Origin of the sequence: Streptomyces sp. NPDC018019 (assembly GCF_044327805.1) — a bacterium.
Classification (GTDB): Bacteria; Actinomycetota; Actinomycetes; order Streptomycetales; family Streptomycetaceae; genus Streptomyces.
The window spans coordinates 297,603-318,234 of the sequence record NZ_JBIRGD010000001.1; the positions used below are offsets into that span (position 1 = coordinate 297,603).

Consider the following 20,632-nt stretch of genomic DNA (forward strand, 5'->3'; position numbering starts at 1 on the left):
GTCAGCTCCTCGGTACGGCCGGCTCTTCCGCGGGAGGTTGGGCGATGCAGCGTGACGACCCGTCCGGGCCCGGTGCCACGGACGCCCGCACCGGCGTGCCCGGCCCCGGCGCCCCGGACCCCGACGCCCCCGGTCCCGGCGCCGCCGACCCGCGCGCCGACCTGGAGTACGGCACCGTCCCGCGCCTGGTGCGGGCTGCCGCCGAGCGGTACGGCCCGGCCGAGGCGGTCGCCGAGGGCCGGACGCGCCTGTCGTACGCGCAGCTGGGGGAGCGGATCGAGCGGGCCGCCGCGGCGTGCGTCGCCGCCGGGGTCGAGCGCGGCGACCGGGTGGCCGTCTGGGGGCCGAACACCACCGACTGGATCACCGCAGCGCTCGGCGCCGTGACGGCGGGCGCCGTACTGGTCCCGGTGAACACCCGCTTCAAGGGCGCCGAGGCGGCCGACGTGCTGCGCCGCACCCGCGCCCGGCTGCTGTTCGTCACCGGCACGTTCCTCGGCACGTCGTACGTGGCCTCGCTGCGGCGCGCGGCCGGGGCGGGCACCGGCAGCGGCCCGCTCCCCGGACTGCCCCACCTCGAACGGGCCGTCGTCCTCTCCGACGACGCCCCCGCGTCCTTCCTCGGCTGGAAGGACTTCCTGGCGGCGGGCGAGGCGGTGGCCACGGCGACCGTACGGGCCCGGGCCGACGCGGTCCGCCCCGCGGACCCCTCGGACATCATCTTCACCTCGGGCACCACCGGGCACCCCAAGGGCGCGGTGATCACCCACGCCCAGACGCTGCGCGCGTACGGCGTCTGGAGCGCCCTCGCCGGACTGGCCCCCGGCGACCGCTACCTGATCGTCAACCCGTTCTTCCACACCTTCGGCTACAAGGCCGGGATTCTCGCCTGCCTGCTGCGCGGGGCGACGATGATCCCGCAGCCGGTGTTCAGCGCCCCCACGGCGCTGGCCAACATCGCCGCCGAGCGCGTCACGGTGCTCCCCGGCCCGCCCGCCCTCCACCAGCAGCTCCTGGACCACCCCGGGCGCGAACGGTACGGCCTCGGCTCGCTGCGCCTGGTCGTGACCGGCGCGGCCGTCGTCCCGCTCGCCCTGGTCGAACGGCTCCGCGCCGAACTGGGCGTGGCCACCGTCCTGACCGCCTACGGCCTCTCGGAGAGCTCCGGCATCGTCACGATGTGCCGCCGCGGCGACCCGCCCGCGGTCGTCGCGGCCACCTCCGGGCGGGCCATCCCCGGCACGGAGGTCCGGATCGTGGACGCCGACGGGCGGGCGGTGGCGGCCGGCACGGCAGGGGAGGTGCTGGTCCGCGGCTATCACGTGATGTCCGGCTACTTCGAGGACCCGGAGGCCACCGCCGACGTGCTGACCCCGGACGGCTGGCTGCGCACCGGCGACGTCGGGGTCCTGGACGACGACGGCAACCTGCGCATCACCGACCGCCTCAAGGACATGTTCATCGTCGGCGGCTTCAACGCCTACCCCGCCGAGATAGAGCAGCTGCTCGCCCGCCACCCGGACGTGGCCGAGGTCGCCGTCGTCGGCATCCCGGACGCGCGGCTGGGCGAGGTCGGCAAGGCGTACGCGGTCCGCCGCCCCAGGTCGGCGCTGACGGCGGACGGACTGATCGCCTGGGCGCGGCGGGAGATGGCCAACTACAAGGTGCCCAGGGAGGTCGTCTTCGTGGCCGCGCTGCCGCGCAACGCGAGCGGGAAGGTGGTGAAGGGCGAGCTGCGCGGGAGCGCCCGGACGGCTCCTTGAAGACGAACTCCCAGGTCAGGGCGGGTGCGGGGAGCGCCAACGGTCGATTACCGGCGTGTTAGCCGACCGTTAGCCGCGCCCGGCACCTTTGTGTACGTACCAACGAACCGGTGTACCGACCTTGGGGGACCCGCATGTCCATCACCACCACCGCCTTCCGCCGTGGCCGCCGCCTCGCCGCCGCCTCGGTCGTGGCCATCGCGGCCTTCTCGCTCACCGCGTGCAGCGGCTCGGGCGCCGACGCTCCGAAGCCGGGCCAGAGCGCCGCGAGCGAAGCCCCTGGCGGCGGCACGTCCGGCGCGTCCGACGGCTCGGGCTCGACCGGCGGCTCCGGCTCCGCCGGGGGCGACACGGGGTCGGCGGGCACGGGCTCCGCGGGGTCGGGTTCCTCGGGATCGCAGGGTTCGGGCGGGTCCACCGGGGGCGGCGGCCAGGGCCACGCCGGTTCCGGCACGTCGGGCGGGTCGGGCACCTCCGGCTCCACCGGGTCGGGCAGCGGGTCGGGGAACGGGTCCGGAAGCGGGACGGGCAAGGGCACCGGCCGCAAGGGCGGTGACGTCACCCTGGCCGGCACGCTCAAGTACCTCGCCCCGGGCAAGTACACCGTGGCCCCCGCGTCCGGCCCGGAGCAGGCGTTCTTCGTGGCCACGGACACCAGGATCCTCGGCGCCACCACCATCTGCGGCGGCCCCGACGGCCGCGTCACCATCGACAAGAACAGCTACGGCACCACCCGCTGCACCGCCGACGACCTCGAAAAGGCGTCCAACCTGAACACGGTCAAGGTCCGGGTCGCCGTCCACCGGGGCGTCGCGACCAAGGTCGAGGAGCGCTACCACCCGTAAGCCCGTAAGCCCGTAAGCCCGTATGTCCGTAAGCCCGTAGGTACTGGGGGAGGGGCCAGGGCGGAGCGGGCGGTGTGACCCGGACGGACCCGTTCGCCTCGTGCCCCCGCGCCTCCTGTGATTGCGTGGCGACCACCCTGTTGTGGGAGGTGTGGGTGGTATGACGAGTCCTTACCCCGGCGGACCCGAGCCCGGCGGCCCCGTACCCGAGCCGCCGGACCCGCCCGGTCCCGACCCCCGGCCGGGACCCGAGCCGGGGCCGCCCTACCCGCCCCACCCCGGTCCGCCCCACCCGGGCCCGCCGCCGCCCGGCCCCAGCGACCCGATGGGCCCGGACCCGATCCCCAGCCCGTCGGACCCGGACGCGGCCCCCGAGCCGGTCCCGCAGCCCGGCCCGCTCAGCTGAGCCCGGCCGGCCCGGCTCCGGCCCTCATCCCACCGTTCCGCACGCGTCGGACCCGCCCCCGTACCGCTCCCGCAACACCGCCTTGAGCACCTTGTCCAGAGGTCCGCCCCGCGGCAGTTCGGGCAGGATCTCCAGCTGTTCCGGCAGTTTCTGCGGCATCAGGCCGGACCGGCGCAGATGGGCGGTCAGTGCTTCGAGCGTCAGCGGCCCGGCCGCCGTACCGGCGAGGGTCACCACCGCGCAGACCCGTTCGCCGCGTTCACGGTCCGGCAGGCCGATCACGGCGGCCTCGTCCACCGCGGGGTGCTCGCGGACCAGGTCCTCGACCTCCTGGGCGGAGATGTTCTCGCCCTTCCTGATGATGATGTCCTTGAGCCGCCCGGTCAGGACGAGATGCCCGTCCGCGCGCAGCAGGCCCACGTCCCCGGTGCGGAAGTACCCGTCCGCGTCGAACGCCCCGGCCGTCAGAGCCGGATCGGTGTAGCCGCGGCAGACCATCGGGCCGTGCACCGTGACCTCGCCGGCCTCGCCGGTCCCCGCCTCGGTTCCGTCCGCCCGCACGATCCGTACGCGCGCCCCGGCCACCGGCTTCCCCACGGTGTGCGCCAGCTGGTCGTCGCTGTCGTACGGCGTGCCCATCGCGATCATCGGGCACTCCGTCATCCCGTACCCGTGCACCACCGCACACCCCAGCTCACGGCCCGCCGCGAAGTACAGGTCCGGTGGCAGCGGCGCACCGCCGCCGGACAGCAGCCGCAGGGAGGGGATGAGCCGGGCCGCCGCCGCTGGCCCGGCGGCCATCCGGCGGCGCCGCGCCTCGTCGAGGAACGCCTGGTAGAAGGCCGTGCTCCCGCCGGCCATCGTCACCCCGTGCCGCCGGTACGCGGCGCTCGCCGCCGCGGGGTCGAACACGTCCAGCACCACCGCCGGGAAGCCGCTGAGCAGCATCGCGATGAGGTAGTCCGGGCCTGCGATGTGCGCGTACGGGAACGCGATCGAGCCGATGTCCGCGGCCGTCACGCCCAGTGCGGTGGCCAGTCCGATGCCGCCCGCGATGAGCGAGCCGTCGGTGTGCCGCACGCCCTTGGGCTCGGCCGTGGTGCCGGAGGTGTAGTAGATCCAGGTCGGGGAGGTGGGGTCCGGCCGTACGTAATCCGGCAGGACGCCCGCGGGCGACGCCTCCGGCAGCCCGTCCGCGACGGAGAGCACCCGTACGCCGCCGTCCGCCGCCTTCCGCACCGTGCCCGCGTAGTCGTGGCCGCGCCACTCGCCCGGCACGATCGCGTACTCCGCCGCCGACTGCCGCAGCGCGAAGCCGACCTCGCGCTCCCGGTGCAGGTGCAGTACCGGTATCTGCACGGCGCCGAGGCGGGCCAGCGCGAGCGAGACCGCGACCGTCAGGGGCCAGGTGGGCAGCTGCCACAGCACACGCGTCCCGGCGCCGATCCCCAGCCCCCGGAACCCGGCCGCCAGCCGCAGGGCCCGGTCCCGCACCTGTCCGAAGGTGACGGACCGGCCGGAGCCCCTGGTGGTCTCGTCGAAGAACATCGGTGCCCGCCGGGACATCCCGGCCCGGTATTCCATCAGTTCCCAGAGCGAGCGCACACGATCGGATTCGAACACGTCGCGCCTCCTAGGGTGCGGGGGCGCGAGACTAGCAGACGATATGACGAGGGGTCAGTTGCTGTGCGCGGCGGAACATCCGTGGCGGCCGGGGCGTTGGGTACGGGTGTCCGCACCGGTTCGTGCACACGAGGAGACGTCATGCCGCTGACCACGGAAGAACGCGAGAGATTTCTGGCCGAACCGCACATCGGGGCGCTCTCGGTGGCGTCGGACGAGGCGGACCGCGCCCCGCTCACCGTGCCCATCTGGTACGCGTACGAGCCGGGCGGCGACCTGTGGATCACGACCGAGCGGGACTCGCGCAAGGCCCGGCTGATCGCGGCGGCGGGCCGGTTCTCGCTGATGGTGGACCGGGTCGAGCCGACGGTCCGCTATGTGTCGGTGGAGGGCGAGGTGGTCTCGGCCGAACCGACGACGGACGAGGAGGTGCGCGCGATGGTCGAGCGCTACCTCGCTCCGGAGGCGGCGGCCGCGTACCTCAAGGACGTGCAGCCGGCGTTCGGGCCCGCGGTGACCATCCGGATGCGGCCGCGGCGCTGGCTGTCGGCGGACATGGGCCGGGTCGGATAGCCGCTCGCGCGATGCCGCGGGGGGCCGCACCCGGTCGTCCGGCCCCCTGCGTACGCCGTCCGGCCCGGACCGGCCGGGCACTACGGGCGGTTGGTGTCCAGGAGCACGACGTTGCCGGCGGTGTCCGGACGGTTGGTGTCGGGGGCCACCGCGTTGTCGCCGGGAGCGGGCCGGTTGGTGTCCGGGGCCACGGAGCGCTCGGCCGCTATCGGCCGGTTGGTGTCCTGGGCACCGGCACTGCCGGCCATGGCGGGCACCGTGGCCGCGCCCGCGACGGCGGCGGCGAAGGCGAGCGTGACGACGGTGCGCTGGATACGGCTCATGCCAACTCCTCTGTGGGGAAATCGCTTGTGCGAAAAGCTAGTTGCTGGTGAGGCGTGTGCTCGATCCCCCCGGCTGGAAACAGCCGTGAAAACGGGGGGAATTCCCATGTTCCCGGGTATGCCGCGGGGACCGGCTTCGATGGCTCCCCCCTCGATGCCATCGAAACCGGCCCCCGCGATCCCCCGGATCCCCCCGGATCCCCCGACCCCCGGGTCCGGCAATCCCCCCGGATCCCCCGATCCCCGGATTGCCGGACCCGCAGTGGGTCTGTGGTGTCCCCGTAAGGGCGGGCCGTCGATTCCCCCGTGGCCCGCCCCTACGGGGCGTCGCGCTACTTCGGGTCGGCGATGGGCCGGTTGCTGTCACCCATCACGACCACGTTGCCGTCCTTGCCCGGCGTGGGCCGGGTGCCGTCCTCGGTGAGCAGCGGACCGTCGATGATCGGACGGTTGCTGTCCACCGGGACGATGGGACGGTTGCTGTCCATGGGCTGGATCGGCCGGTTGCTGTCCACCGGGACGATGGGCCGGTTGCTGTCCATGGGCTGAATGGGCCGGTTGCTGTCCACCGGCTGGATCGGCCGGTTGCTGTCCACCGGCTGAATGGGCCGGTTGCTGTCCATGGGCTGGATCGGCCGGTTGCTGTCCAGCGGCTTGACGATGTCCTTGTCGTCGTCCTTTCGAGCCTGATTCTGAGAGCTCAAGGTGATCAACTCCGTTGTGTGGGCGCAGTTGGCCCACCCGCCCGGCAACTCCCCCGTGGGTCGCCGGACGGGTGGACCAGGGCCGGACACCTTACGGTGGGGCCTGGTCACCGAGCCGCTTGCCCCCCGAGGCGGCGGATCGGTAATTAGAGAGTGGCCCCTCGCGATGAACGATCGATAAACGCCTGAAACCCGAGGTCGGGGCGGCTTTTACGCCACCGCGACAGGGGCGATGAGATTGTGTACCTCACCGTCCACGGGCAGGCCCATCTGTTCGTGGATGGACGCGACCTCCTGCCAGCAGACCTTCGCCCGCCCGGTGTGGCCGATCTGGTTCAGGGCGTGGCCGAGCGTCGTCAGCGCGTCGGCCCGCCAGCGGCCCCCGCCGATCCCCCGCAGCGCGGAAAGCGCCTGCTCGGCGTAGTTGGCCGCACCGGCCGGGCGGCGGGCCGCCAGGTCCACCTCGGCCAGCCGGAGGTACGTCATGCCCTCCCAGAAGCGCTGCCGGCTGTCGCGGAAGATGGCGAGCGCCCCGGTCAGCTGCGCGATGGCCTCGTCGAGTCTGTTGGCCCGCGTCAGGGCCATGCCGAGCGCGTACATGCCATTGCCGAGCCGGCGGGAGGCACCGGCCTCCTGGTAGCAGGCGGTGCCCTGCTCGGCGAGCCGGATGGCGCTCTCGACGCGCCCGGTGTCCAGGTGCAGCCGTGAGAGGTTGCACAGCGCGCTGGCCTCGGACTGCTTGTTGTTGTTCTCGCGGAAGGCGATCAGGGCCTGGTTCAGGTAGCCCTCCGCCTCCTCGTGGCGGTGCTGGATGCTGGCGATGATGCCGCGGTCGTTCGGGCCGTTGGCGGAGGTGAAGGAGTCATTGGTCGCCAGCCCCAGCAGCGTCGCCAGCTTCGCGTGCTCGTCGGCCTCGTTGAGCCGTCCGGACTGGGTGTAGATGGGGGTGAGCGCCCAGTGGACGCGGGCCTCCGCGTGCTGGTCGCCCGCCTGGCGCGCGGCGGCCAGCAGAGTGAGGTTGGCCTGCTCGTACTGCCGGTTGTTGGCGCCGGACTCGGCCATGTCCCGGGTGAGGAGCAGCAGGTCGACGGCGCGCCGCAGCGCCTTCTCGCCGGTGTTCTGCAGCGCGCAGGCGATCAGGCACCGGGTCTCGGTGAACAGCCAGCCCAGCGCCTCGGCGCGGTCGGTGAAGACCAGGCCGGGGTAGTGCGGGGTCTCCGTGTGGTCGGCCAGCCGGTCGCCGGGGCGCTCCAGCGCGTACATGTGGGCGGCGGTGGCCAGGTAGAAGTCCAGCAGCCGGGACAGCGCGGCCTCGCGCTCCTCCGGAGGCTGCTCGTCCCGCTCCGCGCAGGAGCGGGCGTACAGGCGCACCAGGTCGTGGAAGCGGTAGCGGCCGGGGGCCGCGGACTCCAGGAGGGAGGTGTCCACGAGCGATTCCAGCAGTACCTCGGCCGAGTCGGTGTCCATGTCGAACAGCGCGGCCGCGGCGGCGAGCGAGATGTCGGGCCCGTCGGCCAGTCCCAGCAGCCGGAACGCCCGGGCCTGCCGGGGCTCCAGCTGCTTGTAGCCCAGCTCGAAGGTGGAGTTCACGGCGAGGTCGCCGGCCCGCAGCTCGTCCAGCCGGCGGCGCTCGTCGGCCAGCTTGCGGGCGAGGACGGAGACGGTCCACGTACGGCGGGCCGCCAGCCGGGACGCGGCGATGCGGATGGCCAGCGGCAGGAAGCCGCAGGCGCCGACCACGTCCATGGACGCCTCGCGCTCGGCGTTCACCCGCTCCTCGCCCACGATCAGGGTGAAGAGGGTGAACGCTTCCTCGGGGCTCATCACGTCCAGGTCCACCAGGTGGGCGCCGGCCAGGTCGATCATCCGGACCCGGCTGGTGATCAGCGCCGCGCAGCCGTCCGTACCGGGCAGCAGGGGGCGGACCTGGGCCGCGTCGCGGGCGTTGTCGAGGAGGGCGAGCACCCGGCGCCCGGCGAGGGCCGAGCGGTAGAGGGCGGCGCGCTCCTCGACACCGTTCGGGATGGAGGCGTCCGGTGTGCCCAGCGCGCGCAGGAACGCGCCCAGCACCGCTTCCGGGTCGGACGGGGAGTGCCCGGCGCCCTGGAGGTCCACGTACAGCTGGCCGTCCGGGAAGTGCTCATGGGCGGCGTGCGCGACGTGGACGGCCAGGGTGGTCTTGCCGACGCCGCCGATGCCGGTGAGCGCCGAGACGGCCATCACCCGGCCCTCGGCGGTGGCGAGCTGCTCGCTCAGTTCGGTGACGAAGGCGGCGCGTCCGGTGAAGTCGGCGACCGTGGCCGGAAGTTGCTGTGGCCGGACGAAGACGGGCGCGGCCGGATCGCCGGCCTCGGGCGGCATGGTGGGCGCGTCCAGCTCGGTGTCCGCGCGCAGGATGCGCTGCTGGAGGTCGGACAGCGACGCGCAGGGGTCCACCCCCAGCTCATCGGCGAGCAGACGGCGCGTATCGGCGTATACGGCGAGTGCCTCGGCCTGCCGGCCGCTGCGGTACAGCGCCAGCATGAGGAGTTCCCGCAGCCGCTCGCGCAGCGGGTACGCGGCGGTCAGCGCGGTCAGCTCCGAGACGGCCTCGGCGTGGCAGCCCAGCTCCAGATCCAGCTCCAGGCGCGTCTCCATGAGGGACAGGCGCCACTCCACCAGGCGGGTGCGCTGGTTCTCCGCGTACGGCCCGGCGAGGTTGGCGAGCGGCTCGCCGTCCCACAGCGCCAGCGCCGAGTCCAGGAGGTCGCGGGCCCGGCAGCGGTCGCCGGACGCCCTGGCCTTCTCGGCCTCGGCCGCGTACTGCTCGGCGTGGTCCATGTCCAGGTCCAGCGGCTGGTTGTCCACCGGGCGGATGGCATAGCCGCCGGACTCGCTGACCAGGGTGTCCGCGTCGGCGCCGAGGGCCTTGCGGATGCGTGAGGCGTAGGTGCGCAGCGCCGCGAGGGCGGCGTGCGGCGGTTCGTCGCCCCACAGGGCGTCGACGAGTTCGGATGCGGTGGCGGTGCGTCCGCCCCGCAGCAGAAGGGCGGCCAGCAGCGCGCGCTGCTGCGGGGAGCCGGCCGCCAGTGGCGTCGCGCCGCGCCAGGCCCGCACGGGACCGAGCACGGTGAAGCGGAGCCGCTCCTGGCCCTGCCCCGGACCGTCGTCCATGGTGTCCCCCTGCCCTGTGCACTTCGTTCGCATCGGCCAGTCTGCCTTGTCGTAGCCCCTTACGTCAGTAGGGGTCCGGTCTCGGCACGTTCTCTCCACGCCCGGTGTTCGGGCTGGTGTTCGGCTGTGCGGCGGGTGGGATGCCGGGCCGGGAACCGGTGCGGATTCCCGTGCGGATGCGCGTGCAGCTGCCCGTGCGCGGCCCGCGCGGCGGTGCGGCACCGAGCGTCGCTGCTCAGCAGCCTGAACGGCCGCCCGGCCCGGGCGCCGGGCACCGACCCGTGCCATGTGCATCCATTCCCTTGCTTCACAGCATTACTGACGACCCGTCAGTTCGGCGCTACGGTGAAAAACATGGAGAGTTTTCCGAAGATAATCTCGGTGGACGACCACACGGTGGAGCCCCCCGATGTCTGGCGGGACCGCCTCCCCTCGAAATATCACGACATCGGGCCGCGAATCGTCCGGGCGCCGGTGCGCGAGATGACCTTCGCCGGCGGACGGTTCGCGCCGAAAATGGGCCGTCCGGGCGACCCGGGCCCGCTCGCCGACTGGTGGGTCTACGAGGACCTGCACCGCCCGCTGACCCGCCTCGATACGGCCGTCGGGTACGCCCGGGACGACATCAGGCTGGAGGGCATCACCTACGAGCAGATGCGGCCGGGCTCCTTCAGCGTGCCGGACCGGCTGGCCGACATGGACGTCAACCACGTGCAGTCCGCGCTCTGTTTTCCCACGTTCCCGCGCTTTTGCGGCCAGACCTTCACGGAGGCCCGGGACCGCGAACTGGCCCTGCTGGGCGTGCGCGCGTACAACGACTGGATGGTCGAGGAGTGGTGCGGCCCGGCCGCGGGCGGACGTCTCATACCGCTCACGCTCGTCCCGTTGTGGGACCCGGAGCTGGCCGCCGCGGAGGTGCGCCGGAACGCGGAGCGGGGCGTACGGGCGGTCTGCTTCAGCGAGATTCCGCCATATCTGGGGCTGCCCAGTATGCACACCGGGCACTGGGACCCCTTCCTGCGGGCCTGTGACGAGACCGGCACGGTCGTCGCCATGCACATCGGCTCCTCCAGCAGGATGCCGTCCACCTCCGCCGACGCGCCGCCCGCCGTCGGCTCCACGATCACCTTCGCCAACTGCTGCTTCTCCATGGTCGACTGGCTGATGAGCGGCGCGTTCGACCGCTTCCCCGGCCTGAAGGTCATGTACGCGGAGGGGCAGATCGGGTGGATCCCGTACATCCTGGAGCGCGCCGACGTGGTCTGGGAGGAGAACCGCGGCTGGGGCGGCGTCGCCGACAAGGTGCTGCGCCCGCCGTCCGAGCTGTTCGCCGGCCATGTGTACGGCTGCTTCTTCGACGACGCCTTCGGCCTGCGCAACCTGGACGCGATCGGGGCCGCCAACGTGCTGTACGAGACCGACTACCCGCACTCGGACTCCACCTGGCCGCGGTCGCGGGAGGTCGGCGAGGCGCAGATGGGGCACCTGGCGCCCGAGGTGGTCGAGCGGATCGTCCGCGGCAACGCCATCGACCTCCTGGGACTGACGCCGGACGGGCTGTGGGCCGGGGCGTCCTGAGCCACCATGGAACGGGCGGCCGGGACCGGGCCGCCCGCGCGGACCGCGCCCGCCGGGTGCCGTCCGCATCCGGCGGGGCCCAGGAGGTGGCGCACATGACGACGTTCGTGCTGGTGTCGGGCGGCTACACCGGAGGATGGATCTGGCGGGAGGTGGTGGACCACCTGCGCGCGGCGGGGCACCGGGCGGAACCGGTGACGCTCACCGGCATGGGGGACCGCCGTCACCTGTCCGGACCGGGCACCGACCTGAACACCCACATCGAGGACGTGGTGCAGGTCCTGGACCACATCGGCGCGGGCGAGCCCGGTGAGGCGGGGGAGACGGTGCTGGTCGCCCACTGCTACGGCGGCTACCCCGTGCTGGGCGCCGCGGACCGCGAGCCGGGCCGGCTGGCCCGCCTCGTGTACGTGGACGCGGGCCTGCCCGCCGACGGCGTGTCCGTCCTGGACGCGCTGCCCGACCCGGCCGTACGGGACCGGCTGCGGCGCCGCGCCCAGGAGCACGGCGACGGCTGGCGGCTGCCGCCCCCGGCGTTCGAGGAGACGGACATCTGGGGCAGCCTGGACGGCATCTCCGAGGAGGGCCGGGAGCGGCTGGCCCGCTTCGCCGCGCCGCAGCCCCTGGCCACCCTCACCCAGCCGATCCGGCTGTCCGGCGCCACCGCCGCCCTGCCCGCCACCGGCATCTTCTGCACCAAGAACGTCACCAGCACCGCGGCGCTGCGCGCCCTGGTGGCGTCCGGCGATCCGCACTTCGCGGCGCTCGCCGACCCCCGGTACGGCTTCTTCGACCTCGACACCGGGCACTGGCCCATGCTGTCCTGCCCCGGCGACCTGGCCGACCTGCTGATGCGGGCGGCGGCGGACGAGGGGGAACGGCTCGGCGCACCCGCCTGAGGCCGAAGCCCGGCCCGCCATCCGGTCCGGGGCGCCGCCGGCCTGCTCCCGGCGCCCCGGCATGATGGACGCATGAGCAACCGACCCGTACTCGTCTACGACGGGGACTGCGGCTTCTGCACCACCTCCGTGCGGTTCGCCGAGCGCCGTATCCGCCCCCGCTGCACCGTCACCGCGTGGCAGTTCGCCGACCTCGAAGCGCTCGGCGTCACCCAGGAGCGGGCCGAGCACGAGGTCCTGTGGATCACCCCGGCCGGGACGGTGTACGGCGGGGCGCAGGCGGTCGCCAAGCTGCTGATGAGCGCGCGGGGCGCCTGGGCCGTCCCCGGCGCGCTGCTCACCCTGCCGCCGCTGCGCCGGCTCGCGCACGTCGTCTACCGGCTGGTGGCCGACAACCGGCACCGGATGCCCGGCGGCACCGCGGCCTGCTCGCTGCCCTCCCACCTCCGGCCCTGACGCCCGCGTCCCCGCCGCCCCGTACCCCTTGCCTGATGGGCCGTCAGCCCACACCATGACCCACAGCCGTCGAGGACGGGCCGTCGACCGGGCGTGCGGGGGTGGACGCGGACGTGGACAGCGGTGGCGTGGACAGCGGTACGGAGCGCGGCACACGGGACCCCGGCGCCGGTGACGGTGTGCGGGTGCTGCCCGAGGGGCGGCTGTCGTACGGCATGCAGCTCCCGGTGCAGTCGCAGAGCACCCTGTACGCGGAGCCCTGGGAGGCCGGGGCCGGGCCCGCCGACCTCGTCGAGATCGCCCGGGCCGCCGACCGCCACGGCTTCGCGTACCTCGCCTGCTGCGAGCACATCGGCGTCCCGCGCCGGCTGGCCGCGGCCATGAGCACGGTCTGGTACGACCCGGTCGCCACCCTCGCCCACCTGGCGGCGGTCACCACCCGCGTCCGCCTGCTCAGCCACATCGCCCTGGTCGGCCTCAGACACCCGCTGATCAGCGCGAAGCAGTACGCGACGCTGGACCATCTCGCGGGCGGGCGGCTGATCCTCGGGGTCGGTGCCGGGCACGTACGGGAGGAGTTCGACGCCCTCGGGGTGGACTTCGCGCGGCGCGGCGCCCTGCTGGACGAGGCGATCGACGCGCTGAAGGCGGCCCTCGGGCCGGAGGAGTTCCCCTCCTACCGGGGGGAGCGGGTCGCCTTCGAGGGGCTGGGGCAGCGCCCGCGGCCCGCGCAGGTGCCGCGCCCGCCCGTCTGGGTGGGCGGCTCCTCGCCCGCCGCCGTGCGCCGGGCGGCCGTCCGGGGCGACGGCTGGCTGCCGCAGGGCGACCGCCGGGACCGGCTGCCGGGGCAGCTGGCGAAGCTGCGGCGGCTGCGCGAGGCGGCCGGCATCCGTACACCGGCCGAGGCCGGCGCCATCACCGAGCCGCTGTACGTCGGCGAGCCCGCGTGGCAGGTCGGCCGGCGCACCCTCACCGGGCCGCCCGAACGGCTGGCGGACTCGCTGCGCGAGTACCGGGCGATGGGCGTCCAGCAGATCCAGGTCCGGTTCCGCAGCCGGAGCCGTACCGAACTCCTCGACCAGATGGCGGCGTTCGCCGCCGGAGTGGCCCCGCACCTCGACAGCTGAGACGCACGGTGAATCCCGAAGGGACCGGTACGGCATGGGCAAGCTGGACGGCCGGGTCGTCATCATCACGGGCGCGGCGCGCGGCCAGGGGGAACAGGAGGCGCGGCTGTTCGCCGCCGAGGGCGCGCGGGTGCTGCTCGGCGACGTACTGGACGGGCCGGGGAAGGCGCTGGCGGAGGAACTCGGCGACGACCGCGCCCGCTACGTCCACCTGGACGTGGGCCGGGAAGCGGACTGGGCGGCGGCGGTCCGGGCCGCCGGGGAGGCGTTCGGCACGGTCGACGGGCTGGTGAACAACGCCGGCATCCTGCGCTACAACGAGCTGGCCGCCACCCCGCTCGCAGAGTTCCAGCAGGTGGTGCGGGTCAACCAGGTCGGCGCCTTCCTCGGCATGAAGGCGGTGGTCCCGGAGCTGACGGCGGCCGGCGGCGGCACCATCGTCAACACCGCCTCCTACGCCGCGCTGTCCGGCATGGCGTACCTGACCGCGTACGCGGCGTCGAAGGCCGCCGTGGTCGGGATGACGCGGGTGGCGGCGATGGAGCTGGCGGGCCGGGGCATCCGGGTCAACGCGGTGTGCCCTGGGGCCATCGACACCCCGATGACCCGGCCGGAGCGGGTGGCGGCGGACGGCGGCCCGGCGGCCCCGGACGCCGACCTGGAGGCGTTCTACGGCAGGCTCGTCCCGCTGGGGCGGATCGGGCGGCCGGAGGAGGTGGCCCGGCTGGCGCTCTTCCTGTCGTGCGCGGACTCCTCGTACATCACCGGGCAGCCGTTCGTCATCGACGGCGGCTGGCTCTCCGGCACCGGCATCCACTGACGCCCGGCGGTCTCACCTGACGACTCGTCAGGTATTGACGCTCCGTCCGCCCGGTGCCAGAGTCGGCCCGTAACTGACGCCCCGTCAGTTCACTGCGCACGGCGGACGAGGGACGGTGAACCTCCGATGGAATTCGGGCTGTTCGTACAGGGATACGTACCCGCCGCACGGGCGAAGGCGGACCCCGAGGCGGAGCACCACGCACTGCTGGAGGAGACCGAATACGTCATCCAGGCCGACCGGTCCGGGTTCAAGTACGCCTGGGCCTCCGAGCACCACTTCCTGGAGGAGTACTCCCACCTGTCGGCCAACGACGTCTACCTGGGCTACCTCGCCCACGCCACCGAGCGCATCCACCTCGGATCCGGCATCTTCAACCCGCTCGCGCCGGTCAACCACCCGGTCAAGGTCGCCGAGAAGGCGGCCATGCTCGACCACCTCTCCGGGGGCCGCTTCGAGTTCGGCACCGGACGCGGCGCGGGCAGCCACGAGATCCTGGGATTCATGCCGGGCGTCACCGACATGAACCACACCAAGGAGCTGTGGGAGGAGACCATCGCCGAGTTCCCCAGGATGTGGCTCCAGGACGAGTACCAGGGCTTCCGGGGGAAGCACTGGCAGCTGCCGCCGCGCAAGGTGCTGCCGAAGCCGTACGGGCCCGCCCACCCGCCGATGTGGTACGCGGCCGGCTCACCGTCCTCGTACGCCATGGCGGGGAAGAAGGGGCTGGGCGTGCTGGGCTTCAGCGTGCAGAAGGTCGCCGACATGGAGTGGGTCGTCGAGTCGTACAAGACGGCCGTGGCGCAGGCCGAGCCGGTCGGCGCGTACGTCAACGACAACGTGATGGTCACCTCCACCGCGATCTGCGCCGAGACCCACCAGAAGGCGGTCGAGATCGCGGTCGGCGGGGGGCTCAACTACCTCCAGTCGCTGCTGTTCCGCTACCACGACACCTTCCCGCGCCCCGAGGGCATCCCCGAGTGGCCCGAGCTGCTGCCCGAGTACACCGAGGAGATCATCGAGCTGCTGATCGCCGAGGAACTGATGATCTGCGGCGACCCGGACGAGGTCTTCCGGCAGTGCAAGCGCTGGGAGCAGGCCGGTGCCGACCAGCTCTCCTTCGGCCTGCCGATCGGCGTCTCGCCCGAGGACACCCTCACCACCATCCGGCTGATCGGCGAGCACGTCATCCCGAAGATCGACACCGACCCGGTCCACCGCACCGCCCGCTTCCGGCAGGCCGCCGCCTGACCGGCCCGCCACCGCCCGAGGAGCCCGTGCCCGAGCGAAAGGGACCCGGATGCTCGACCACCTGATCAAGGGCGCCACGATCGTCGACGGCACCGGCGCCCCCGCGTACCAGGCCGACCTCGCCGTCCACCAGGGCCGGATCGCCGCGGTCGGCCGGATCACCGAACCCGCCCGGACGGCCGAGGACGCCCACGGCCTCGTCCTCGCCCCCGGCTTCGTCGATCCGCACACCCACTACGACGCCCAGCTCTTCTGGGACCCGTACGCCACCCCGTCCATGCACCACGGCGTCACCACCGTCGCGGGCGGCAACTGCGGCTTCACCCTCGCCCCCCTCAACCCGGACCGGCCCGGCGACGCCGACTACACCCGCCGCATGCTGAGCCGGGTCGAGGGCATGTCGCTGGCGGCGCTGGAGCAGGGCGCGCCCTGGAACTGGTCCGGCTTCGGCGAGTACCTGGACGCGCTGGACGGCCGGACCGCCGTCAACGCGGGCTTCATGGTCGGCCACTGCGCGCTGCGCCGCCACGTCATGGGCCCGGACGCCATCGGCGGTCAGCCCACGGATGCCCAGTTGGACACCATGCTCCGACTCCTCCACGAGGCCATGGACGCGGGCGCCTGGGGCCTGTCCACCACCCAGTCCTCGACCCACGCCGACGGCGACGGCGAGCCGGTCGCCTCCCGGCACGCCCGCCCCGCCGAACTCCTCGCCCTGTCCCGTGCGGTCGCCGACCACGAGGGCACCCAGCTGGAGGCGATCGTCGCCGGGTGCCTCGACCGGTTCGCGGACGAGGAGATCGACCTGCTCGTCGGGATGACGGCCGCCGCCGGGCGCCCGCTGAACTGGAACGTGCTGACCATCGACAGCGCCGTACCGGAACGGGTGCCCCGGCAGCTGGAGGCGAGCGAACGGGCGCGTAGGGCGGGCGGCCGGATCGTCGCCCTGACCATGCCGATCCTCACCCCGATGAACATGTCGCTGCGCACCTTCTGCGCCCTCAACCTCATCCCCGGCTGGGGCGACATCCTCGCCCTGCCCGTACCGGAGCGCATCGCCCGGCTGCGCGACCCGGCCGTACGGGAGGAGATGCTGCGGCACGCGGCCAGTGAGGAGGCGGGCGTCTTCCGGCGGCTGGCGGACTTCGCCCGGTACGTCATCGGCGACACGTACTCCGCCGCCAACGCCGGACTGAGCGGCCGGGTGGTCGGCGACATCGCCGCCGAACGCGGGCTGGACCCCTTCCACTGCCTGGTGGAGATCTGCGCCGAGGACGAGCTGCGCACCGTCCTGTGGCCGATGCCGACCGACAACGACCCGGAGAGCTGGGCCTTGCGGCAGCGCACCTGGCAGCACGAGGACGTTCTGCTGGGCGGCTCCGACGCGGGCGCCCACCTGGACCGGATGTGCGGCGCCCCGTACACGACGCGCTTCCTCGGCGACTGCCTGCGCGGCCGGAAGCTGGTGGGGCTGGAGGCGGCCGTACGGATGCTGACCGACGACCCGGCCCGGCTGTTCGGGCTGCGCGACCGCGGCCGGATCGCGGTGGGCCACCACGCCGACCTGGTGCTCTTCGACCCGGAACGGATCGACGCCGGTCCGGCCACGCTGGTGCACGACCTGCCGGGGGACAGCCCGCGGCTGGACTCGCGGGCGGCCGGGATCGTGAGCGTACGGGTCAACGGCGTCGAGACGGTCCGGGACGGCACGGTCACCGGGGCGGTGCCGGGAACGGTGCTGCGGTCGGGCCGGGACACCGGAACGGTGCGGACGCGGTGAGCACGGAGGGACTGCCCGCGCCCCGGCCCGAGCGGCTGCTGATCGGCGGCGAGTGGACCGCACCCGACCACGGGCACTACGAGGTCATCGACCCGGCCACCGAGGAGACCGTCGGACTGGCGGCGGAGGCGAGCCGCGACCAGGTGCACGCGGCGGCCCGCGCGGCGCGCGAGGCGTTCGAGCCGTGGTCGCGCACGGTGCCCGGGACCCGTGCGCGCGTGCTGGACCGGGCCGCCGAGATCCTGGCGCGCCACATCGGCCCGTACACCAGGCTCGCGCGGGCGGAGACCGGGGCGACGACCGGCACGGCCCGCGCGATGCAGGTCGGCGTCGCCGTCGCCCGCCTGAAGCGGTACGCGCGCGGCGCGCTGGAGCCCGTGGAGACGCCTCTCCCGCCCCAGGTCAACGAGGCGGGCCCGTTCGGGAGGGCGACCGTCCTCGGCGCGCTCGCGGTGCGCCGCCCCGTCGGCGTGGTCACCTGCATCACCTCGTACAACAACCCGTGGGCCAATCCGGCGGGCAAGATCGCGCCCGCGCTGGCCATGGGCAACACGGTCGTGGTCAAACCCGCCCCGCAGGACCCGCTGTCCGTCCACCGCCTGGCCGAGGCCCTCCAGGAGGCCCTGGACGAGGCCGGGGCGCCGCCGGGCGTGGTGAACCTGGTGACCGGCGCGGACCCGGCGGTCGGCGAGGCCGCGGTGGACGCGCCGGACGTGGACATGGTGAGCTTCACCGGCTCCACGGCCGTCGGACAGCGCATCGCCGAGGTGTGCGGGCGCGGCATGAAACGCCGGCTCCTGGAGCTGGGCGGGAAGGGCGCCGCGCTGGTCTTCGACGACGCCGACCTGGACGCGGCCGTCGCGGGCATCGGCACCACGTACTCCTTCTACAGCGGGCAGATCTGTACGGCGCCGACGCGCGTGCTCGCCCAGCGCGGCATCCACGACCGGCTGGTGGAACGGCTGGCCGCGTACGCGGACCGGCTGACGGTCGGTGACCCGGCCGCGGCGGACACGGTCGTCGGCCCGGTGATCTCCGCCGCCCACCGCGACCGCGTCGAGTCGTACGTCGAACTGGGCCGCAAGGAAGGCGCCCGGCTGGTCACCGGCGGCGACCGCCCGTCCCTGCCCCGCGGCTTCTACGTGGCCCCCACGCTCTTCACCGAGTGCACCCCCGCCATGCGGATCGTCCGGGAGGAGATCTTCGGCCCGGTGGTCGTCGTCCTCCCCTTCGGCGACGAGGAGGAGGCCGTCGCGCTCGCCGACGACAGCGACTACGGCCTGCTGGACTACGTGTGGTCCGGGGACGTGGCGCGGGCGTTCCGGGTGGCGGGGCGGCTGCGCGCGGGCGGCGTCGGCGTCAACACGGTCGGCCGCAACATGGAGGCGCCGTTCGGCGGCTTCAAGCGGAGCGGGGTGGGGCGCGACGTCGGCTCGTACGCGCTGCACGCGTACAGCGAGACGCAGGCGGTGGTGTGGCCGGGGTGAGGCCGGCGGGAGGCGGGGACGAGACCGGACGGGAAAATTTTGAACCGGGGCAAAACGGGCAGCGCTGCGGTTCCCGCAGTCCGGAACTCGACGGTCCGGCCTTCAAGTTACCGCCCGTAACGCGCGGCTCCCCTTGAAAACCTCGATCAACGGCCGGGCAGCGCCCGCAGAAGCGAAGGTTTCCCCGTCCTTCGAGGGTGGATCTTCGGCCCCGGGATGCGGAAACAGCAGCACTTAACGTCCTGTTCATGGTTCAGGCAGACCCCCGGCCCCAGGCCGGAGACACGGTAACGAGGGCCGGCGGCGCGGCCGGTGGCGGCACCGGCGAGGCCCGCGGCAAGGGGCTGAGCGGCAACTCCGTCGGCCTGCTCGGCAGCGCCGTCATCGGCGTCTCGACCGTCGCCCCCGTCTACTGCCTGACCTCGACGCTCGGCCCCACCGTCGGCGAAGTCGGCCTCCAGATGCCGGCCGTCTTCCTCGCGGGCTTCCTGCCGATGCTGCTGGTCGCCTTCGCCTACCGCGAGCTGAACAGGGCCGTGCCCGACTGCGGCACCTCCTTCACCTGGTCGGTCAAGGCGTTCGGTCCCCGTATCGGCTGGATGTGCGGCTGGGGCCTGGTGATCGCCACGATCATCGTGCTCTCCAACCTGGCGGGCGTCGCCACCTCCTTCTTCTGGCTCCTGCTCGGTGAACTGACCGGCAGCGACGCCATCGCCGCCCTGGACGGCAACAAGGCCGCCCACGTCCTGACGTGCCTGGCCTTCATCGCCCTCGCCACCGCCGTCAGCTACCGCGGCATGACCGCCACCAAAGGCGTCCAGTACGCCCTGGTCGGCCTCCAACTGGCCGTGCTGGCCGTCTTCGTGGCCATGGCCTTCGCCAAGGCGGGCGACGGCGGCTTCGCCGGCTCCCTCCACTTCTCGATGAGCTGGCTGAACCCCTTCGCCGTCCCGTCCTTCTCGGCCTTCACCGCGGGCCTGTCCCTCTCGATCTTCATGTTCTGGGGCTGGGACGCCTGTCTGACCGTCAACGAGGAGACCGCGGGCAGCGCGAAGACCCCCGGCCGCGCGGCGCTCCTGGCCATGGTCGTCCTGATCGGCTCGTACCTGGTGACCGCCGTCGCCGCCCAGATGTACTCGGGCGTCGGCACCAAGGGGCCCGGCCTGGGCAACCCGGACACCGCCGACAACGTCTTCGCGGCCCTCGCCGGCCCGGTGATGGGCCCGGCCCTCGGCGTACTCCTGTTCGTCGCGGTCCTCGCCTCGGCCGCCGCCAGCCTCCAGACCACCTTCATCCCGGTGGCGCGCACGGTCCTGGCGATGAGCGCGTACGAGGCCCTGCCGCCGTCCTTCGCCCGTGTCCACCCGCGCTTCCGCTCGCCGGGCCGGGCCACCGTCGCGGCGGGCATCGCCACCGGCGTCTTCTACGCCGGGATGACGTTCCTGTCGCAGCACGTCCTCGTCGACACCATCTACGCCCTCGGCCTCATGATCTGCTTCTACTACGCGATCACGGCCTTCGCCTGCGCCTGGTACTTCCGCCGCGAACTGCGCGACTCGGCCCGGAACATGCTCTTCAAGGGCGTCTTCCCCGCCCTCGGCGGCCTGCTCCTGTCCGCCGTCTTCGGCAAGACCCTCACCGACATGTGGAACCCCGCCTACGGCTCCGGCAGCTCCGTCTTCGGGGTCGGCTCGGTCTTCGTCATCGGCGTCGGGCTGCTGCTGCTCGGGTTCGTCCTGATGCTGGTGATGCGGCGGCGCAGCCCGAGGTTCTTCCGGGGCGAGGTGCTGACGCGGTCCACCCCGGCGATGGTGGTGGAGGAGTAGAACCCCTCGCTTCCTAGC

At 73.3% G+C, this 20,632-nt stretch carries 17 protein-coding genes; 13 read left to right on the forward strand and 4 right to left on the reverse strand.

The features are described from left to right. The first annotated feature begins 44 nt into the window (after positions 1–44). From ACH4FX_RS01455 to ACH4FX_RS01465, 3 genes are all read left to right on the forward strand, one after another. Entirely contained in the window at positions 45–1,763 is a 1,719-nt protein-coding gene (locus tag ACH4FX_RS01455) for a FadD3 family acyl-CoA ligase (RefSeq protein WP_398474142.1), read from the forward strand. Positions 1,764–1,897: 134 nt separating this feature from the next. Then, complete coding sequence (locus ACH4FX_RS01460; RefSeq protein ID WP_398474143.1) at positions 1,898–2,608, forward strand: hypothetical protein; 711 nt, start codon at positions 1,898–1,900, stop codon at positions 2,606–2,608. Between the two features lie 160 nt (positions 2,609–2,768). Then, complete coding sequence (locus tag ACH4FX_RS01465; RefSeq protein WP_398474144.1) at positions 2,769–3,014, forward strand: hypothetical protein; 246 nt, start codon at positions 2,769–2,771, stop codon at positions 3,012–3,014. Positions 3,015–3,038: 24 nt separating this feature from the next. On the opposite strand, the gene ACH4FX_RS01470 is transcribed toward ACH4FX_RS01465, so the two are convergent. Next, positions 3,039–4,637, reverse strand: coding sequence for a class I adenylate-forming enzyme family protein (locus tag ACH4FX_RS01470; RefSeq protein WP_398474145.1), 1,599 nt, complete (start codon positions 4,635–4,637; stop codon positions 3,039–3,041). 141 nt (positions 4,638–4,778) lie between these two features. Between ACH4FX_RS01470 and ACH4FX_RS01475 the strand changes: the two genes are divergently transcribed. Next, complete coding sequence (locus ACH4FX_RS01475; RefSeq protein WP_398474146.1) at positions 4,779–5,210, forward strand: pyridoxamine 5'-phosphate oxidase family protein; 432 nt, start codon at positions 4,779–4,781, stop codon at positions 5,208–5,210. 80 nt (positions 5,211–5,290) lie between these two features. On the opposite strand, the gene ACH4FX_RS01480 is transcribed toward ACH4FX_RS01475, so the two are convergent. From ACH4FX_RS01480 to ACH4FX_RS01490, 3 genes are all read right to left on the reverse strand, one after another. Then, positions 5,291–5,533 (reverse strand): hypothetical protein, encoded by a 243-nt coding sequence (locus ACH4FX_RS01480; RefSeq protein WP_398474147.1) that lies wholly within the window; start codon positions 5,531–5,533, stop codon positions 5,291–5,293. A gap of 332 nt (positions 5,534–5,865) precedes the next feature. Beyond that, positions 5,866–6,237: a laminin G gene (locus ACH4FX_RS01485; protein ID WP_398474148.1), complete on the reverse strand. Its 372-nt coding sequence runs from the start codon at positions 6,235–6,237 to the stop codon at positions 5,866–5,868. A 210-nt stretch (positions 6,238–6,447) separates the two neighbouring features. After that, positions 6,448–9,390: a BTAD domain-containing putative transcriptional regulator gene (locus ACH4FX_RS01490; protein WP_398474149.1), complete on the reverse strand. Its 2,943-nt coding sequence runs from the start codon at positions 9,388–9,390 to the stop codon at positions 6,448–6,450. A gap of 354 nt (positions 9,391–9,744) precedes the next feature. Here ACH4FX_RS01490 and ACH4FX_RS01495 point away from each other — a divergent pair, with 354 nt between their 5' ends. The 9 genes from ACH4FX_RS01495 (at position 9,745) to ACH4FX_RS01535 (ending at position 20,614) form a co-directional block, all read left to right on the forward strand. Beyond that, on the forward strand, positions 9,745–10,968 hold the full coding sequence (locus ACH4FX_RS01495; protein ID WP_398474150.1) for an amidohydrolase family protein: 1,224 nt from the start codon (positions 9,745–9,747) through the stop codon (positions 10,966–10,968). Between the two features lie 95 nt (positions 10,969–11,063). Continuing rightward, positions 11,064–11,867 (forward strand): alpha/beta fold hydrolase, encoded by an 804-nt coding sequence (locus tag ACH4FX_RS01500; protein WP_398474151.1) that lies wholly within the window; start codon positions 11,064–11,066, stop codon positions 11,865–11,867. Positions 11,868–11,939: 72 nt separating this feature from the next. Next, positions 11,940–12,323, forward strand: coding sequence for a thiol-disulfide oxidoreductase DCC family protein (locus ACH4FX_RS01505; protein ID WP_398474152.1), 384 nt, complete (start codon positions 11,940–11,942; stop codon positions 12,321–12,323). 215 nt (positions 12,324–12,538) lie between these two features. Next, complete coding sequence (locus tag ACH4FX_RS01510; protein ID WP_398474596.1) at positions 12,539–13,450, forward strand: TIGR03619 family F420-dependent LLM class oxidoreductase; 912 nt, start codon at positions 12,539–12,541, stop codon at positions 13,448–13,450. Positions 13,451–13,484: 34 nt separating this feature from the next. Further along, positions 13,485–14,270: an SDR family NAD(P)-dependent oxidoreductase gene (locus tag ACH4FX_RS01515; protein WP_398474153.1), complete on the forward strand. Its 786-nt coding sequence runs from the start codon at positions 13,485–13,487 to the stop codon at positions 14,268–14,270. 126 nt (positions 14,271–14,396) lie between these two features. Continuing rightward, positions 14,397–15,521: an LLM class flavin-dependent oxidoreductase gene (locus tag ACH4FX_RS01520; RefSeq protein ID WP_398474154.1), complete on the forward strand. Its 1,125-nt coding sequence runs from the start codon at positions 14,397–14,399 to the stop codon at positions 15,519–15,521. A gap of 49 nt (positions 15,522–15,570) precedes the next feature. Next, the gene (locus tag ACH4FX_RS01525; RefSeq protein WP_398474155.1) at positions 15,571–17,301 is read left to right on the forward strand and encodes an amidohydrolase family protein; all 1,731 of its coding nucleotides are present in this window, start codon (positions 15,571–15,573) and stop codon (positions 17,299–17,301) included. Continuing rightward, positions 17,298–18,788 (forward strand): aldehyde dehydrogenase family protein, encoded by a 1,491-nt coding sequence (locus ACH4FX_RS01530; protein ID WP_398474156.1) that lies wholly within the window; start codon positions 17,298–17,300, stop codon positions 18,786–18,788. Before ACH4FX_RS01525 ends, ACH4FX_RS01530 begins: the two co-directional genes overlap by 4 nt. Before the next feature lie 248 nt (positions 18,789–19,036). Further along, positions 19,037–20,614, forward strand: coding sequence for an APC family permease (locus ACH4FX_RS01535; protein ID WP_398474157.1), 1,578 nt, complete (start codon positions 19,037–19,039; stop codon positions 20,612–20,614). Positions 20,615–20,632: the final 18 nt, after the last annotated feature.

Bases quoted from the DNA above. Each gene is read 5' to 3' on its own strand.
- ACH4FX_RS01455 (WP_398474142.1), top strand. From the start codon at position 45: ATGCAGCGTGACGACCCGTCCGGGCCCGGTGCCACGGACGCCCGCACC.
- ACH4FX_RS01460 (WP_398474143.1), top strand. From the start codon at position 1,898: ATGTCCATCACCACCACCGCCTTCCGCCGTGGCCGCCGCCTCGCCGCC.
- ACH4FX_RS01465 (WP_398474144.1), top strand. From the start codon at position 2,769: ATGACGAGTCCTTACCCCGGCGGACCCGAGCCCGGCGGCCCCGTACCC.
- ACH4FX_RS01475 (WP_398474146.1), top strand. From the start codon at position 4,779: ATGCCGCTGACCACGGAAGAACGCGAGAGATTTCTGGCCGAACCGCAC.
- ACH4FX_RS01480 (WP_398474147.1), bottom strand. From the start codon at position 5,533: ATGAGCCGTATCCAGCGCACCGTCGTCACGCTCGCCTTCGCCGCCGCC.
- ACH4FX_RS01490 (WP_398474149.1), bottom strand. From the start codon at position 9,390: ATGGACGACGGTCCGGGGCAGGGCCAGGAGCGGCTCCGCTTCACCGTG.
- ACH4FX_RS01495 (WP_398474150.1), top strand. From the start codon at position 9,745: ATGGAGAGTTTTCCGAAGATAATCTCGGTGGACGACCACACGGTGGAG.
- ACH4FX_RS01500 (WP_398474151.1), top strand. From the start codon at position 11,064: ATGACGACGTTCGTGCTGGTGTCGGGCGGCTACACCGGAGGATGGATC.
- ACH4FX_RS01505 (WP_398474152.1), top strand. From the start codon at position 11,940: ATGAGCAACCGACCCGTACTCGTCTACGACGGGGACTGCGGCTTCTGC.
- ACH4FX_RS01510 (WP_398474596.1), top strand. From the start codon at position 12,539: ATGCAGCTCCCGGTGCAGTCGCAGAGCACCCTGTACGCGGAGCCCTGG.
- ACH4FX_RS01515 (WP_398474153.1), top strand. From the start codon at position 13,485: ATGGGCAAGCTGGACGGCCGGGTCGTCATCATCACGGGCGCGGCGCGC.
- ACH4FX_RS01520 (WP_398474154.1), top strand. From the start codon at position 14,397: ATGGAATTCGGGCTGTTCGTACAGGGATACGTACCCGCCGCACGGGCG.
- ACH4FX_RS01525 (WP_398474155.1), top strand. From the start codon at position 15,571: ATGCTCGACCACCTGATCAAGGGCGCCACGATCGTCGACGGCACCGGC.
- ACH4FX_RS01535 (WP_398474157.1), top strand. From the start codon at position 19,037: ATGGTTCAGGCAGACCCCCGGCCCCAGGCCGGAGACACGGTAACGAGG.